The sequence below is a fragment of the Lacrimispora sp. genome, assembly GCF_046972725.1.
Taxonomy (GTDB): domain Bacteria; phylum Bacillota; class Clostridia; order Lachnospirales; family Lachnospiraceae; genus Lacrimispora.
The window spans coordinates 696,325-713,067 of the sequence record NZ_JBKVXF010000002.1 but is presented as its reverse complement, the minus strand read 5'-3'; the positions used below and the strand labels follow the sequence as shown (position 1 = coordinate 713,067).

At 42.6% G+C, this 16,743-nt stretch carries 19 protein-coding genes; 7 read left to right on the top strand and 12 right to left on the bottom strand.

Going from position 1 to position 16,743, the window contains the following annotated elements; genetic code table 11:
- Positions 1-275: 275 nt before the first annotated feature.
- Entirely contained in the window at positions 276-716 is a 441-nt protein-coding gene (locus ACLTWA_RS11625; protein WP_412327890.1) for an RrF2 family transcriptional regulator, read from the top strand.
- A 246-nt stretch (positions 717-962) separates the two neighbouring features.
- Here the strand turns inward: ACLTWA_RS11625 and ACLTWA_RS11620 are convergent, their stop codons facing one another.
- The gene (locus ACLTWA_RS11620; protein ID WP_412327889.1) at positions 963-1,355 is read right to left on the bottom strand and encodes a VOC family protein; all 393 of its coding nucleotides are present in this window, start codon (positions 1,353-1,355) and stop codon (positions 963-965) included.
- 368 nt (positions 1,356-1,723) lie between these two features.
- On the opposite strand from ACLTWA_RS11620, the gene ACLTWA_RS11615 reads away from it, so the two are divergent.
- Together ACLTWA_RS11615 and ACLTWA_RS11610 are read left to right on the top strand one after the other, a co-directional pair.
- Complete coding sequence (locus ACLTWA_RS11615) at positions 1,724-1,846, top strand: hypothetical protein (protein ID WP_412327887.1); 123 nt, start codon at positions 1,724-1,726, stop codon at positions 1,844-1,846.
- A gap of 13 nt (positions 1,847-1,859) precedes the next feature.
- Positions 1,860-2,396 carry a hypothetical protein gene (locus ACLTWA_RS11610; RefSeq protein ID WP_412327886.1) on the top strand — a complete coding sequence of 179 codons (537 nt, stop codon included), beginning with the start codon at positions 1,860-1,862 and terminating at the stop codon, positions 2,394-2,396.
- Here the strand turns inward: ACLTWA_RS11610 and ACLTWA_RS11605 are convergent.
- On the bottom strand, positions 2,391-3,338 hold the full coding sequence (locus ACLTWA_RS11605; protein WP_412327885.1) for an NAD(P)-dependent oxidoreductase: 948 nt from the start codon (positions 3,336-3,338) through the stop codon (positions 2,391-2,393). The two genes, ACLTWA_RS11610 and ACLTWA_RS11605, sit on opposite strands and share 6 nt — an antisense overlap.
- Before the next feature lie 294 nt (positions 3,339-3,632).
- Here ACLTWA_RS11605 and ACLTWA_RS11600 point away from each other — a divergent pair, with 294 nt between their 5' ends.
- Both ACLTWA_RS11600 and ACLTWA_RS11595 read left to right on the top strand, forming a co-directional pair.
- Positions 3,633-4,220, top strand: a complete 588-nt coding sequence (locus ACLTWA_RS11600) for a TetR/AcrR family transcriptional regulator (protein ID WP_412327884.1) — start codon at positions 3,633-3,635, stop codon at positions 4,218-4,220.
- A 27-nt stretch (positions 4,221-4,247) separates the two neighbouring features.
- Positions 4,248-5,039, top strand: a complete 792-nt coding sequence (locus tag ACLTWA_RS11595) for a class I SAM-dependent methyltransferase (protein WP_412327883.1) — start codon at positions 4,248-4,250, stop codon at positions 5,037-5,039.
- 277 nt (positions 5,040-5,316) lie between these two features.
- Here the strand turns inward: ACLTWA_RS11595 and ACLTWA_RS11590 are convergent, their stop codons facing one another.
- From ACLTWA_RS11590 to ACLTWA_RS11555, 8 genes are all read right to left on the bottom strand, one after another.
- Positions 5,317-7,683 carry a ribonucleoside triphosphate reductase gene (locus ACLTWA_RS11590; protein ID WP_412327881.1) on the bottom strand — a complete coding sequence of 789 codons (2,367 nt, stop codon included), beginning with the start codon at positions 7,681-7,683 and terminating at the stop codon, positions 5,317-5,319.
- Positions 7,684-7,815: 132 nt separating this feature from the next.
- Positions 7,816-9,087, bottom strand: a complete 1,272-nt coding sequence (hflX, locus tag ACLTWA_RS11585; RefSeq protein WP_412327880.1) for a GTPase HflX — start codon at positions 9,085-9,087, stop codon at positions 7,816-7,818.
- A gap of 13 nt (positions 9,088-9,100) precedes the next feature.
- Positions 9,101-9,877 carry a tetratricopeptide repeat protein gene (locus tag ACLTWA_RS11580; protein WP_412327879.1) on the bottom strand — a complete coding sequence of 259 codons (777 nt, stop codon included), beginning with the start codon at positions 9,875-9,877 and terminating at the stop codon, positions 9,101-9,103.
- A 34-nt stretch (positions 9,878-9,911) separates the two neighbouring features.
- Positions 9,912-10,370, bottom strand: coding sequence for a dUTP diphosphatase (locus ACLTWA_RS11575; protein WP_412328128.1), 459 nt, complete (start codon positions 10,368-10,370; stop codon positions 9,912-9,914).
- Entirely contained in the window at positions 10,351-11,007 is a 657-nt protein-coding gene (scpB, locus tag ACLTWA_RS11570; protein ID WP_412327878.1) for an SMC-Scp complex subunit ScpB, read from the bottom strand. Before scpB ends, ACLTWA_RS11575 begins: the two co-directional genes overlap by 20 nt.
- On the bottom strand, positions 11,000-11,827 hold the full coding sequence (locus ACLTWA_RS11565) for a segregation and condensation protein A (RefSeq protein WP_412328126.1): 828 nt from the start codon (positions 11,825-11,827) through the stop codon (positions 11,000-11,002). Before ACLTWA_RS11565 ends, scpB begins: the two co-directional genes overlap by 8 nt.
- An 80-nt stretch (positions 11,828-11,907) precedes the next feature.
- Positions 11,908-12,762, bottom strand: a complete 855-nt coding sequence (locus ACLTWA_RS11560) for a metallophosphoesterase (RefSeq protein WP_412327877.1) — start codon at positions 12,760-12,762, stop codon at positions 11,908-11,910.
- A 75-nt stretch (positions 12,763-12,837) separates the two neighbouring features.
- Complete coding sequence (locus ACLTWA_RS11555) at positions 12,838-13,056, bottom strand: hypothetical protein (protein ID WP_412327876.1); 219 nt, start codon at positions 13,054-13,056, stop codon at positions 12,838-12,840.
- A 94-nt stretch (positions 13,057-13,150) separates the two neighbouring features.
- On the opposite strand from ACLTWA_RS11555, the gene ACLTWA_RS11550 reads away from it, so the two are divergent.
- On the top strand, positions 13,151-13,399 hold the full coding sequence (locus ACLTWA_RS11550; RefSeq protein ID WP_412327875.1) for a helix-turn-helix domain-containing protein: 249 nt from the start codon (positions 13,151-13,153) through the stop codon (positions 13,397-13,399).
- Positions 13,400-13,470: 71 nt separating this feature from the next.
- Here the strand turns inward: ACLTWA_RS11550 and ACLTWA_RS11545 are convergent, their stop codons facing one another.
- Entirely contained in the window at positions 13,471-14,796 is a 1,326-nt protein-coding gene (locus tag ACLTWA_RS11545) for a serine hydrolase (protein WP_412327873.1), read from the bottom strand.
- A 138-nt stretch (positions 14,797-14,934) separates the two neighbouring features.
- Complete coding sequence (locus tag ACLTWA_RS11540) at positions 14,935-15,627, bottom strand: NUDIX domain-containing protein (protein WP_412327872.1); 693 nt, start codon at positions 15,625-15,627, stop codon at positions 14,935-14,937.
- 449 nt (positions 15,628-16,076) lie between these two features.
- On the opposite strand from ACLTWA_RS11540, the gene ACLTWA_RS11535 reads away from it, so the two are divergent.
- On the top strand, positions 16,077-16,733 hold the full coding sequence (locus ACLTWA_RS11535; protein ID WP_412327871.1) for a phosphoesterase: 657 nt from the start codon (positions 16,077-16,079) through the stop codon (positions 16,731-16,733).
- Positions 16,734-16,743: the final 10 nt, after the last annotated feature.

Below are 16,743 nucleotides of genomic sequence, written 5' to 3'. Positions count from 1 at the left end.
TGATCATGGTTGTTATCCATGAAATAGGATAACACCACATAACCGCTTCAAAACTGGAAAAAAGCGGAACAGGCTTACCTGATCTGACTTATGTTTGTTGCTTAAAAATTATCCACCTGCAATTTCCCAATTCTTTCAATGTTTATTAGTATACATCCATTTTCCCAAATTGGGAAGCCGGAGAATTTGAGGTTTACTTTTTAAAGTGTTTCGTGTAGAATATTTTAATATCCTACTAAACAGATAAGAATAATTGGGAAGGAGACTTTTAAGCAATGACATTTTCTACCAAGGGGCGCTACGCTCTTCGTATGATGCTGGAATTTGCACTTCATCCGAATGAGTGTACCAAGATCAATCAGGTGGCGGAGCGTCAGGAGATATCGGACAAATATTTAGAGCAGATCGTTACGATCCTGAGCAGAGCCGGTTACGTGAAAAGCCGCAGGGGCGCAAAAGGCGGCTATTTTCTTACAAAGGACCCTTCTGAGTATACCGTAGGTATGATTCTGCGTCTTGCAGAAGGCAGTCTTGTCCCTGTCGCCTGCATGGAGGATGAGGTGAACCACTGCCACCGTGCAGATATCTGTGCAAGCCTTATGGTATGGAAAAAACTGGATGAGGCTATCTCCGGTGTTATCGATAACATTACGCTTGCCGATTTGGTGGAGGAACAGAAACGGCTGGATGAAGAATACTGCCATTATGAGATATGAGTATCTGTAAAAAAGAGGCTGGCTTAGGGAGTCCTTAGTAAAACAGTATGATTTTAGAAGTATGGCGCAGCGTAAAAGCTACGCCATTTCTTCATGTATGAGGTAATTTAGTTCTGGCAAAATCCACACCAAGTCATAGATGATATGAGTGTTCTGCCGGCATTATCCGTCCGGCTTATCCGGGGATTCTACAAACTGGATCTGGTGACTGAAAGGTTGCCGGCTGCTGGGAGCGCGTCCTCAAAATTACTCATTAACAAAAGACGAGATTTCAATTAAATTTCCATCCGGGTCGGCAACATAGCTTGTCCGTTGCCCCCAAGGTTCATCTGTGGGAGGGAATACTGGCATTGCACCGGCTTTCACGACTTTTGCATATTGGATATCGACTTCCATAAAATTGGCAACATCAAAAGCTAACTCGATTGTGCCGTTTAATCCATTTGGATAGGTATAGGTTCTTGACGTCATATTCTCAAAGTTTTTCCTGCTGAACATGATTAACCGGGCGTTATCAGAATACAATTCCGCATTTGCGTCCCCTGTCCAATCTGTTTTCATGCCCATTACATCTCGATAAAAAGAAACCATTGTTTCCATATCGTTGACAAATAAGCCGATTGCATTTAATTTTAGCATTTTCCTGTTCCTTTCTTTTTTGATTTAGAGGCATGTAAGGCTTTACATGTTGCAAATGCCAACTCGCGAAAAAACTTTTTATCCTCAATATCCGCAATTAAGAAACTTGGCTTAGTTCCTTCATAAGGGGAGCAATTTTAGAATTTTGGAGATTTGCCGACTTTGTTCCTGCCTCTTAATACAATATAACAGCACGAACCAGACAACAGCATGTCCTGTTACTTATAGTGGATTAAAAAAATTTTACGTTTTTCTTTATTACATTCCTTAATTTGAAAGGCGCTATTACTGTAATACAACACGCGAAACGCAAAACCCACTGTACCAAATTTTTCAACACTATAGATTGAAAAAAGTGCATTATCTTTTTGCGTCAGTATTGGTTTTGTAATTCCATTAAGGATATTTCTGCTTTATTAGGAATTAGTAAAAATCGTGTATCTGCAAAATTATCCCGTATTCGGACACATTTAAAAAATAAATTTATTTAGGAGGCTTTAAATTTTGAAAATAAATTACTTACCAGAAGCGCTAAGCGAAGTCAGTAATGAACATATTGAAGAAGCCACATATGTCAAACGGAGTGATTGTAAAACTCATCGGAAACGCTATGGAATTTTTGCTGCTTGCCTAACATTAGCTTTTATAACTTTATTTTTAATTGTCTTTAATAACAATAACAAAATGGAGATTATAACTGGATATAGTGTAAACAATCGCGCGGATAACAGTTATTTTTCATCACCTCAACCCGGGCAATGGTTTTGTTACAATGATGTAATCAAAGCCCGAGAAGATTATGCAATTGTAGTCGGATTATTTACCGGGGCCCAACTTGATGCGTTTAATGCTAATCCAGAATATGGTTATGCTTTCCGTTTTGTTTATAATGGAGATCATTCTAACATAAAATTTAATGAACAAGATGCAATAACACTTTATCCCACTAATCATAGCTGGTTTACGAATATTTTGTCTAATTTTTTATTGGACTATGTCAACAACTCGAAGTTGAAACGAAGTTCAAATCTCCATTTATAACACCTGATTAAGCTTGCTATCAGGTTCTTCACCGTTTTTTATATGCTTAATATTCTTCACAAAGAAATCATATCTTTTTTTATGCAACTTGACTCCATCTGGCATCCCGGCAGTATGGGGAGTAAGTATGACATTATTCAAGTTCCTTAATTCACTGTCCAATGGAAGCGGCTCAGATTCAAACACATCCAAGCATGCGCCCGAAATTTCTCCTTCTTTTAAAGCAGTAATTAAATCACTTTCATTGACAATTCTGCCTCGAGCTGTATTGATAAAAAGAGCTGTATTCTTCATTTTTTTAAATACTCCTTTATCAATCATCTGCGCAGTTTGTGGATTCAATGATACATGTACCGTGACTATATCGGAGGTGCTTATAAGATGATCGAAATCCACCATTTTTACAAAGCTGTCGGTGTGCACGATTGCATGTCTAGTATTAACAAGCACATTCATATCAAAAGTCTTGCAAAATTCAGCTACTTTTTTACCAATAGCACCAAAACCTATAATTCCTACTGTTTTACCCGCTAATTCACTTCCTGAATAATTCAACTGCTTTTCGTCGATCCTGTTTTTCATAAAGCTATTAAGGTAAGGTATGTTTTTATAATAAGACAACATCAGCGCCATTACATGCTCGGACACCGCTTGCGCATTCACTCCCGCTGCATTAGCTACCCAAATACCAAGTTGTGTACAGGCATCAATATCTACATTATCATACCCTGCACCAGTCTGTACCAATTTCAAATTTTTCGCCTTGGAAAGCAGGTCGTGATTTACTTTGATATGTTCGGGTATGATTACCTGACAATCTTCAATATGACTCATCATTTCTTCCCCTGGTGGCACAATTACAACATTCCAATCATTAGGAAAATATCCTTTTATATTCGTTTTTGTAGACTCCGTAAAATAACCTACAATAAGAATTTTCATAGCCTAGTCACCTCCAATTTTTTTAAGACCATAATAGCATTTTTAGTGGTATTTGTAAAATTAATACTTTAATTAAACTCTATAATAATTATTATATACCGCTGAACCTGCTTGACCGTCATTTTGTTGCGCTCGGCTACGACCTCATTAGAACACTGTCCATTGCCGGTTCGTGCGCTCTGCTTTTTTATGGCTTCCAGCTGCATTTGCAACTTGACATTACCTGACTGTTATGAAACAATAGTTATGCAACACTTGTTGCATAATAAAACATTAAAAGTGAGGTGAACTCTTGTGCCACCTAAAGCAAAAGTAACGAAAGACATGATTTTGAAAACTGTTTTGGAAATAACAAGAGAATCAGGATTTGAAACTGTAAACGCAAGGAGTATTGCAAGTAAGCTCCAATGCTCTACCCGACCCATTTTCACTTGTTATGAAAATATGGAGGAATTGAAAACGGAATTTCTTAATTTTGCTTACGAATACTACGAGCAATATGTCACTAATTATAAAAATTCAGTTAATGTCAGTCCATATTTAATCCTTCCTCTTTCTTACATTGAATTTGCTCAAAAAGAGACACAATTATTTAAACTATTGTTTGTAAATAATATGGATCTGAAAATGTCAGAAGCAAAAGACTTTTATAGGGAAATCGATAATGAGAAAAAGGCAAAACTTTTTTCGGAAAGTATTGGAATCGGGTTTGAACAATCAAAAACCATATTTTTAGACTTATTTCTTTACACGCATGGCATAGCAGTTTTGGCTGCAACCCAAAAATTTGTATTGGATAGGGATAAGGCTGAAAAAATGGTAACAAACATTTTAACAGCTTTTGTCAGACAAGAAAAACCGGGTTGGAATCCATCTATTTAATTTTATTATCGACAGAGGGAGTGCACTATGAATACAGACCAATATCTTATTGACCATTACAACAATTATGATGAAGATCGCCGTCTTGTTCCAAAACATGGTTCCGTTGAATTCCTTACTACAATGAAATATATCAAGAAATACATAAAATCTGACGATCGTGTGCTTGAAATCGGTGCTGGAACAGGTCGCTATTCCCATGCACTGGCACGTGAGGGATATGATGTTGATGCAGTGGAGTTAGTTGAACACAATATTGAGGTTTTCAAACAAAATACTCAGCCAAATGAAAATATAACCATTACAAAAGGCAATGCTATGGATTTATCTGCGTTCCCAGACAACACGTATCATATAACTCTGCTGTTAGGACCGTTGTATCATCTTTACACCAAAAAGGATAAACAAAAAGCTTTAAGCGAGGCAATTCGTGTAACAAGACCTGGAGGCATAATTTTTGCAGCATATGTTATATCCGATGGCTGTCTACTTGATGAGGGGTTCCATCGTGGTAACATCAATGTTGCTGAATATATTGAAAAGGGATTGATTGACTCCAAAACATTTGTTGCCAAGTCCCAGCCAAAGGATTTGTTTGAACTTGTCCGTAAAGAAAACATCGACGATTTGATGTCTGTGTTTTCCGTATCACGACTGAACTACGTTGCATCAGACGGTTGTGCCTTATTTATGCGTGAAGCGGTGGATGCTATGGACGATATAACATTTGAATTGTATCTGAAATATCACTTTGCAACTTGCGAGCGAGAAGATTTATTGGGGATTTCGAGCCATGCAATTGACATATTTAGAAAATAAGTGCTTTAATTCCTGTTTTCCAAACGAAAAGGAACACAAAAATTTCCCTTAGTATTCTCCAAAGGATAAACTGGCAACACCAATAAGTATAAAACAACTAAATATGTCTTATCAAAGATCCAGACGCAAAGATGAAGAGCCGATAATCAATGAGTACCTATCTCTTGATTACCGGCTTTTTTCACTTGGCAGATGCCTATTAGTGGTTTCAGCTTTATCAGACTTTTTTTGTTAATCAGCAAAAACAGCAGAACTTAAAATCCATTTTCAAAAATCCTTATACCCCTGCACTTTCCGCATATCTTCTGATGTCAGAAGTATTGGTGATTTTTTGAATCAGGCCATTCTTTACGACAACAAGAGTTGGTGCCTGCAGGATTCCAAGCTTTGCTGCCAGTTCTGCATTCTCTTCCGCATCTACGGTTTCATATTTTACATGCTGTAAAAATTCCTTTGCCGTACGGCAGTTGGGACAGGTCTTCGTGGTGAAGAGATAAGCACCGGAAGAAATCTCTGTTTTTTTAACGGCAGTCTTCTCCGGCTGAACCTTAGTTTCTGCCTTTTTTGGAGCAGAACCGGCAAGCTCATACGTGGTTCTGTTTTTATATTCCTGAGTCTTTCCCTCATTCCAGTTCTGTACAGGCCGGTAATATCCGGTAATCCGGCTGTATACCTCTGCGCCTTTTCCACAGATCGGGCAGGTGCTGTGCTCTCCTGCAAGATATCCGTGCTCGGAGCAGATAGAATAGGTCGGAGACAAGGTATAATATGGCAGCTTGTAATGATCCGCAATGGTTTTTACAAGCTTGGCCGCTGCCGCCCAGTCCGGAAGTTTTTCACCAAGGAATGCATGAAATACCGTTCCGGAAGTATAAAGGGTCTGCAGCTCATCCTGAATATCCAGAGCATCAAAGACATCAGCGGTAAAGTCTACAGGAAGATGGGAACTGTTGGTGTAATAGGGAGTATCGCCTTCCTTGCCGGCAGTTTTAATTGCAGGGAAACGTTCCTTATCATGCTTTGCCAGACGGTATGCGGTGGATTCTGCCGGAGTAGCTTCCAGGTTGTAGAGGTCTCCATACTGCTCCTGATAGTCTGACAGCCTCTCCCGCATGTGATTTAACACATCCTTTGTAAACATCTGAGTCTTAGCTTTGGATAAATCCTCTCTTAACCATCTTGCATTCAGCCCGACTTCATTCATTCCAATGAGACCAATGGTTGAGAAATGGTTTTCAAAGGTCCCAAGATACCGTTTCGTATAAGGATAAAGCCCCTGATTCAAAAGCTTTGTAATAACCTCTCTCTTGACCTTTAAAGACCTTGCGGAAATATCCATCATATGATCCAGGCGGCTGTAAAAATCATCTTCATCTTTGGCAAGATAGGCAATTCTCGGCATATTAATGGTCACAACGCCAACAGAGCCGGTGCTTTCCCCAGAACCAAAGAATCCGCCGGTCTTTCTTCTCAATTCCCGGAGATCAAGTCTTAACCGGCAGCACATGCTTCTTACATCGCCTGGCTCCATGTCACTGTTGATATAATTTGAAAAATAAGGGGTCCCGTATTTGGAGGTCATCTCAAAAAGCAGCCGGTTATTTTCCGTATCAGACCAGTCAAAGTCCTTTGTAATGGAATAGGTCGGAATGGGATATTGGAATCCCCGTCCATTGGCATCGCCTTCGATCATGGTCTCAATAAATGCTTTATTGACCATGTCCATCTCTTTTTTACAGTCTTTATACTTAAAATCCATCTCTTTTCCGCCTACAATGGCATTTAACTCTGCCATATCCGATGGAACGGTCCAGTCAAGCGTAATATTGGAAAAGGGCGCCTGTGTTCCCCAGCGGCTTGGCGTATTTACGCCAAAAATAAAGGTCTCAATGGACTTTTTTACTTCTTCATAGGATAAGTTGTCAGCCTTTACAAACGGTGCAAGATATGTATCAAAGGAGGAAAAGGCCTGGGCGCCTGCCCATTCGTTCTGCATGATGCCGAGGAAATTCACCATCTGGTTACAGAGTACGGATAAATGTTTTGCCGGGGATGAGGTGATTTTACCCGGTATTCCGCCAAGTCCCTCAAGGAGCAGCTGTTTCAATGACCAGCCGGCACAATACCCGGTCAGCATGGATAAATCGTGGATGTGCACATCTGCATTTCTATGAGCGTCTGCAATCTCCTGGTCATAGATCTCTGAAAGCCAGTAATTTGCAGTAACAGCTCCGGAATTGCTTAGGATCAGTCCGCCTACGGAATAGGTGACGGTGGAATTCTCTTTTACGCGCCAGTCTTCCACCTTGACATAACTGTTCACTACATCCTTGTAATCCAGGATGGTGTTTTTCATATTCCGTATCTTTTCTCTCTGTTTCCTGTATAAAATATAAGCCTTAGCAACATCCGTATATCCTGCCTGTTCCAGAACATGCTCGACGCTGTCCTGAATATCTTCTACCGATATCTCTCCCTCCGTCATCTTTTTCTGAAAATCAGCCGTTACCCGCAGGGATAATAATTCAAGTATTTCCTCATTGTACTCTTTTTGGGTCGCTTTTAATGCTTTTCTAATCGCCTCTGTAATCTTATTCAGGCTGAATTCAGCATGTTCCCCGTCTCTTTTTACCACTTGGATCATTAGAACCAAACTCCTTTCCTCTGAGAACCCCTTAATGACTTCATTTTTTCAATACATTGGTATTATAACAGAGCGAAAACAAAAACACAATATGTAGAATAATTTTTAACATTATTCTACATATTGTGTTTTTTAGTCACTAATATCATCGGTGCTGTCTGCCAGACTGGCAAACAGTTCCGACGGCACATAAGCACTTACAAAAATACCCTCATCCCGGTATTCTTCCGTTAAGAGTTGACCGTATTTACGGATCAGCTGGATCTTGCCTGCTTCTTTGTAGGAATAGGTTTTTTCCAGATATATCTTCTGGTTTCTTAAGATGGTTTCTAACAGACTTAACAGTTCTAAAAGTCCTTCTCCGGTCTTTGCAGATATCTTTATCTGGTAATCCGATGTTATATCGCGGAGGGAAACCTCCGGGTCTGCGGCATCCATCTTATTAAACACAGTAACCACAATCTTATCGCTGACGCCTAAATCACGGAGCGTTTCATAAACCACATACATCTGCATGTCCATCTGGGGATTGGATGCATCCACTACATGAAGGATCACATCGCTGTACTTGGCTTCTTCCAGAGTGCTTTTGAATGCTTCAATCAGATGATGGGGTAATTTCCTTATAAATCCTACCGTATCCGTCAAAAGTATCTGCTGGCCTCCGGGAAGATTTAAATTCCTTGTCGTCGGGTCCAACGTGGCAAACAGCTTATCTTCTGCAAGTATTCCTGCATCCGTTAAGCGGTTGAGCAGCGTAGATTTTCCTGCATTGGTATATCCAACAATGGCTGCAACCGGAACATGGTTTTTATCCCTCTGCTGCCTTGCCACTTCCCGGTGACGCTTCACATCCTCAAGTTCCGATTTTAATATGCTGATCCGGTCGTGGATCAGACGGCGGTCCATCTCAAGCTTTTTCTCTCCAGGTCCCCGGGTCCCTATTCCGCCTCCAAGACGGGATAAGGAACTGCGAAGTCCCACCAGCCTGGCGGAACGGTATCGTAACTGCGCCAGCTCCACCTGGATCTTTCCTTCTCTGGTGGTAGCTCTGGAAGCAAAAATATCCAGAATTACCATGGTGCGGTCCATCACCTTGATATCCAGTGCCTGTTCTAAATTTCTCATCTGGGCCGGAGACAGTTCATCGTCGCAGACAACACCGGTCGCATCAAGCTCCCAGACACGTTCCCTGATTTCCTGGATCTTTCCTTTTCCCAGATAAGTGCCCGGATGGATCCGTTCCCTGTTCTGGATCATCTTATCTGCGGTGGCCGCTCCTGCAGTCTTCACAAGCTCCTCCAGTTCATCAAGCGAGGCGGCGGCATCTGCACCGTCCCCGGTGCTGACTGCAACCAGGATGACTCTCTCTTCTATATCTTTTAAATCAATCAGTTCTGCCATAGATTCTTCCAACCTATCTCGTTTCTAAAAATGTGATCTCCCGTTCTGCCGCTTCATCCGGGCCGTGAACGGAGACATACTTCTGCATCAAATCAAGGGCCTCTTTAAACTCCCCTTTATACTCTTTGGCAACTGCCTGATTAAACAGCAGTTCCGGTACCTTTGCACTGTCCTCTGCAGAAAGCCCCTGTTCAAAGTAATTGACCGCTGAATCATAATCCTTTTTTGATATACTGCACAGTCCCATACGGTTAAACAGCCGGGCACTCGTTTCTCCTGCCTGCAACGCTTCCTGATAAAGAGACATGGCCTCATCTGCAGACCCCTTTTCTTCCAGAAAAGCTCCTGCAGTAAGAAGCGCATGCAGCCTTCCGGGTGCCTTCCCCTCCTTATCAAGCTCCCCACTTTTCCGGTAATCCTCCAAGGCTCCGTTTAAATCTCCGTTTTCCGCTTTGGAAACGGAACGCATATTCAAATATTCCGGCTTTTGCCCATCCGCTTTGATAAGCTTGTCGTAAGTATCCACAGCCTCCGCATAATTGCCGGATAAATACTCTGCTTCCGCCCGGTACTTGAGTATATCCATATCCACTTTTCCTACCAGACCTTTGGAAGAGTGGATGGCTTTATCAAAGGATTCGATTGCTTCCTTGTAATTTCCTTCATTCAGTGCCGTAATTCCGGCTTCCCGGTATGAATACTGGCTGCCCCTGTCTTTGCAGCCTGCAGCCAGAGGAAGCATCAGGCTTAGCAAAAGGACAGCTGCTGCATATCCAGTTTTATTTCTCATGCTATTATCTCCAACTTTATAAAAGCTATGAATGTTATTGTTTTCCCGTACTTCCGTGTCCGCCCCGGTCTTCATGAACCAGCTTGTCCACCTCCTGAAATTCGATTGCCGGCTGGTGTTTCATAATGCGGAACTGGCAGATTCTGTCATTGATGTGGATCACAGTGTCACGAAGCGCATAAGCAGGAAAGAACCACTGATCATTGTCTCCGCAGTAAGTTTCGTCAATGACACCCATGCTGTTGGTCTGAATCACTCCGTAATTTTTAAATGTACTGCTTCTTGGAACCACGTGAGCCTCATATCCCTCCGGGAGCTCCATGGCAATGCCCAAAGGAATGAGTTTAAACTCTCCTGCTTTTATCTCCACCTCTTTTGCTGCCCGCAGATCAATCCAGTCAGATTTTCCTCCCACATAGCAAAGGCGTTCAATCTCATCGGTAAAATACTTTATCTTTATGGCTTCTGTCACGTCATTCCTCCTGAAATTCATCTTCATTCTTTTTTTCTTTCGGCAATAGCTCACCGGCATCAGACAGTTCCTCTTCTACCTCCATGCGGATCTCAGCCGCAACCATGGGATCTGCAACCGGCAGGTTCTGTGTCGAGCCAATACCAAATCTTCTTAAAAATTCTTCTGTTGTTGCAAATAATGCGGGACGCCCGGGTGCGTCAAGCCTTCCCACCTCATAGACCAGATTATATTCCACAAGTTTATTCACGGCATGGTCAGACTTTACACCACGGATCTTCTCGATCTCAAGCTTTGTTACCGGCTGCTTGTAAGCAATAATGGACAGCGTCTCCAAAACAACATCTGATAATACCTGCTTTTTAGGTGCCGCAGCCACCCGGATTAAATTCTCATAGTATTCGGAACGGGTACACATCTGATAACTGTTCTCCAGTTCAATGATCTGCATTCCCCGCTTCCCTGTATCGTAACGTTTTTTTAATCGGCCCACAATTTCCTTTGCGGTATTCTCATCCTGGCCGATGGCTGCCGCCAGACGGCTAAGCTCCACGGAATGGCCCATGGTAAAAAGGACGGCTTCTATGGCAGCTTCCCAGATTTTTTCCTCTTTTGTGATCTTTTTGGGCCCTTCTTCTAAAAGAGTTTCTTTATCCATCTGTATCCTCTCCCCCGAATCCTGCTCCATCTTCCATAATATCCGTTAAATCAAGCTCCCCTTCTTCGCCTTCCGCCTCCAGGGTTTCAATCAACATATCATCAAACAAATGCTCCTGGGTCAAACGGATCTTTCCGATCTTCATAAGCTCCAGAAGCGCTAAAAATGTTACAACGACCTCGATCTTGTCCGCCTGCCTCTCAAGCATCCGGCGGAATGAAAATCTCCGGTGCTCTCTGGCATATTGCATGACCGACTGTATTTTATCCTCCAGACTGACGGATTCCTTTCGGATATTGCCAAAACGGCTCCTGATAGGATCCACACGGTCCGACTTACGCTTTGTGACCGCCCGGAAAATCTCCTGGAGCTTCGCCAGGGTAAGCCCGTCAAGAAGCTTATCAAGATCCACCGGAGGCTCGTATTTTGCCACTTCCGGCGGCACCGTAGAATCTTTAAAAAACAGCCGCTCCGCCCCTACCTCCCGGTCCTTCAGTTCCAGAGACATGTATTTATAATATTTATATTCAAGAAGACGTGCCACCAGTTCTGCTCTGGGGTCCTCTTCCTCTCCCTCCTCATTCACTTCCTTGGGAAGAAGCATGCGCGCCTTAATATCAATCAGTGTTGCAGCCATAACCAGAAACTCACTGACAATATTCAAATCCTCTGTCTCCATATGGCTGACATAGTCTAAGTACTGCTGGGTAATGGTCACGATGGGAATATCATAAATATTCACTTTATTCTTTTCAATCAAATGGAGCAGCAGATCCAGCGGCCCCTCGAAATTATCCAGTTTATAAGAGATTCCCATAATTTCCTCCAAAGCAAAAGTAACGCACTATGGACTAGTATAGCAAATCCCGCTTCATCTGTAAATATATGCCAGGCCCAAAATCATGTTTTTGCTTTTAAATCCACTACTGCCAGTTGGGGTTTGTTGTTCAGACGGATATTAATAGAATGAGTACCCAATCCTCTGCTGACGATCATGTACTTTTCATTCATTTCAAAAAAGCCGGCACAATACGGGTGAAAGAACTGAAACTGGGGAGTCATTACGCCTCCAAGCAGAGGAAGCCTTATGGTACCCCCATGAAAGTGGCCGGAAAGAGTCAAATCGGCTCCCCAGTCCACGCATCCGCGAAAATAAAGGGGGGAATGGCAAAGAAGAATCTGAAACCGTTCTTTGTCTGCCTTTCCCACCTTTTTTTCTATCTCTTCCTTTGTCAATATCTGGCGGCTGAACTTTTGGTAAAAACGTGGCTCCAGATCCATACCGGTCACTGCCAGATCATCACCAAATGGTTCTGTCCCATCTTCCAGAACTGTCACCCCAAGACTTTTTAAACTGTTTGTGTACGCTTCATACTGGAGGCCATAGACGGACCGCTCCAAACGCATCCTGTTTTCATGATTTCCATTCCCGCAAATCACAGGGTACTTGGCTGCAAGTGCTTCCATCAGCGTTAAAGGAACGGATGTCTCTGCCGTTCCCTTACTGACTAACATATCGCCTCCAACCAGAATAAGATCCGGATTTATCCGGTCCACCGCATCAAGAAGCCTGCAGTTGTCCTCACCGAACTGATGGTTATGAAGATCAGAAAGAAAAAGTATCCTTTGATCTTTCCCTATCTTATGGCTCTTAATAACCATCCGCTCCTCGGACAGCTGTTCTTTTTCATATTCGGAACGAAGCAGGAAACCTGCTGCAATTACAAGACAAAAAGCTCCAACAGCCAACAACATCTGTTTTCCTCAACTTCCATCATTTATTTTCTGCTGTTTTTTCATCATACAATGAAGAGCCTGTCTGCGTCAAGCCTAAGAAAACCAGTCACCGGCCAGATATTCAATGACCAGATTCGGCAGTATCACCATCAATCCGATGCCAATACTCATGATAAGAGTGCTGAACAAATACTCTTTATATCCCGGCGTTCCTGGCTGGGGCGGAACCGTAAATGCAAGCCGGTATATAGAACAGCAGATAATAAAAAAACAAGTCAGATAAAAGATTGCATTAAAAACATTTCTTTTCATTCGTGTATTCCTCCTTTTTTCATAATATATACCAATTATGGATAATATGCAATACCAGATGCTCACGGTTTAATAAAGATTAGAGGTGACACATATGATTGTTTATGACAGACTGTGGGAGACCATGAAAAAGAAAAATGTCAGCCAGTATCATCTGATCAAATATTATAAGGTCAGTGCAGGACAAATCGGGCGGCTTAAGAAAAATAATTTTGTATCCACTCACACCATTGATATGCTCTGCAGAATTCTCGATTGCAGTGTAGAAGAAATTATGGAATACCGGGCTGATATCTGTGAAGTATCTGAAGGACCCGATGAGAATGAGGCAAAAAAGGAGTAACTGCACCAAGGCATAATCTGACATAGAAAAAAGAGCCATTCAGGCTCTTTTTTTCTATACCGGAACATCTTCTATTGAATCCATACTCCGGCGGCATCTACCTGATATCCGTCAGGCGTGGCGGCATCTTTCAGCATCTTGCCATCTCCACCCATATAATACCACTTGCCGCTGCTTTCCACCCAGTAATTACGGGCCATAGCGCCGCTTGACCGGAAGTAATACCACACATTACCGGGAAATTCCCGCCATCCGGTAGCCATAGTACCGTCAGAATCGAAATAATAGTCGATTCCATCCACCTTCAGCCATTCGTTACCGGCTTTCCTGCCATCCTGTTTTTTATAATACCATTTGAGACCGTTCTTTTCCCAGCCGTAGGAAGCATTGGCGGAAATGCCGTTTCCTCCCGTCTTAACGGCAAATCCGTAATCCAGCAGGGCTTTAGTATCCGAATAATGGGTGGATTTGCTCTTCATAACCACCGCCACCAGACGGACTCCGTTCTTTTCCGCACAGGTAACCAGAGTATTCCCTGCAAGGGACGTGTAACCTGTCTTTCCTCCGATCACACCAGGATAATAGCGTGAATCCGAAGAATTGATCATCTTATGCCCCATGGTAACGGTTCTGGCCCCGGCTTTTTTTGTAGCAGGTATCTGGTATCTTACTGTGGAAGCTACCTTTCTTACCGTATCATTCTGGAACGCGGCCCGGGCAATCAGTGCCATGTCATGGGGAGTGGTATAATGACTGGAATTATTAAGGCCATTGGGATTGACAAAATTGGTGTTGGTACAGCCAAGTTCCTTTGCCCTGGCATTCATCAGCGCAGAAAAAGCACTTACACTGCCTGAAACATGCTCCGCCAGACCATTGGCTACTTCATTGGCCGATTTTAACATCAGGCCGTAAAGGGATTGTTCCACAGTCAGCGTATCCCCTTCTACAAGCCCAAGAGTAACGGCCCCGGACTCCAGATTGGTTGTAGCAGTTTTTGAATATGTAACCGTATCGGAAAGGTTGGCCTTTTCTGCAACAAGAAGAGCTGTCATAAGCTTTGTAATGCTGGCAGGATAATATCTGGTTTCCGCATTCTTTCCATAAAGGACCTCTCCGGTGGAAGCATCCAAAACAACAGCTCCCTCAGATAAAATATCAGGCTGCGCCACATCGGCCGCCCCGCTGCCTTCCTTTGTCTGGGAAGATGTCTCAGCCGGATTTTGATTTGTCAGCGATGCACCTGGTCCTGTAGCGGTTCCGGCTGCATGTTCCGTTGTCTGACCGGTGGAGCCTGGGAAGGGTTGTACTACGGGGATATTCCCATAAGCGGGGATTGACGCGATTATACTGAAACTGATTGCCAGACTCCACAGCCTGTGTGATTTCTTAGTCATTTCCATTCATCTCCTGTATCTTTATCACTGCATGTAACAATTCTTCCAACAGTATAGCATATAATCCAGAATTTTCCGATTAAGTTTTTCTTACAAACAGCCAAAAGCGCATCACCCTTATGAGATGATGCGCTTTTATTAAAAGTCCTGTTCCCTATATTCTTTTTCCAACTCTTCCAGACGGTCCATTGCCACATTCAGAATTTCTGCATGGTCAAATGCCAGCTTCTCCTGGTCAAGCATATCAATTGCCGGCAAAAGTTCAATGTCCGTCTCCTTCTTCCACATAAGACCCTGACGTTCATAGGTTTCCGTGATCCGGTATGTCATGTAAATATGATCTTCGTCATTCTCAACCGTCAGAGAATAGGTGGAACCGTTTTCCAAATCGGACAGCTTCTTTTTCTTTACCTTAAACCAGCCCGCCATTTCCGCATCATCGCCTGCCACGGGATTTAGCTGGTTCTTTGGAACTGCAGCAAGGTAAGATACGGAGATCACTCTTGTCCGCGGGTCTCTTTTTACTGCTCCCCATGTATAGAGCTGTTCCAGGCAGATTCCCTTTAATCCGGTCTCTTCAAACAACTCTCTGGACGCTGCTTCTTCCAGTGACTCATCAATGCCTGCAAAGCCTCCCGGTATGGCCCACTGGCCAATGCAGGGGTGATCTTTCCGTCGGATAAGCAGCACCTCTGTTTCCGCCTCTGCATCTTCCTCGTCCACCGCAAAAATCAGCACATCAACTGTCACCGACGGACGTTCGTAGTCTCCGGGACGGTACTGTAAAAGAAACTCTTTCTCTGTCAATCCCGCTTCATTCTTTCGTTCCATTCTGTCCTTCTTCCTACCAGAATCTTAGAATGCCATGAACAAAGACCTACAAAAGCACGCCTCCCGCCACAGCTAGAATACTGGATTTCCTATCAATATCAAACAGGCACACTGAAAAAACCATCAAAAAGCTTCCGCCTGCAATTTTTACCGTTATGTTTTCCTGATTTCATTGTCTGCTCACAAAAGTCTGCTTATATACTATACACAAAGATTGTCTCTCTATCAACCATTTTATAAAAAGATTATATTTTTGTACCGCCATTACGCTCTGTCTGCCCGATAGATGCAATCTGTTTTTCTGCCATGGTTTGTCCCGGAAATTAATCTTCTCCGAATAAAATATTAACATTTCTGAAATACTATTGTACAGTTAAAACGAGTATGATATAATCCTCAAAAGTTGATCAAATGAATCCTGACCACAAGAACGGAGAAGGGTGACTGAAATGAATAATATAATAAAGAAATACGGGCATGTCTGGATATTGGGCTACGCTTTTATTTATCTTCCATGGTTTCTTTACCTGGAAAAAACAGTAACGAGTAATTACCATATCATGCACATTTCCCTGGATGACTTTATTCCTTTTAATGAATATTTCATCATTCCATACCTTTTATGGTTTGTTTATGTAGCCGGTGCTGTGGGATATTTCTTTTTTACGGATGTGAAAAATTATTACCGGTTATGTACCATGCTTTTTACGGGTATGACCATCAGCCTGATGATCTGTACTGTGTTTCCAAACGGAACCGATTTCAGACCTGTCATTGATCCCGGTAAGAACATTTTTACAAAAATCGTTTCCATGCTTTATTCCGCGGATACCTGTACCAACGTATTTCCCAGTATTCACGTTTACAATTCCATCTGTGTCCACCTTGCCGTCTTAAGAAGTGAGCGGCTGAGCAGACACCGCCTGATAAAAGCAGCTTCATTTGTCCTTATGGTTTCCATCTGTCTTGCCACTGTTTTCTTAAAACAGCATTCTGCATTTGACGGCCTGGGATCCATGGTAATGGCTTATATCATGTACCAGTTCGTATATGCAGGAAGTTATGAACCAAAGAGAAATAAGGTTACGGAAAAAGCAATCAGTTGATTTTAAGAAA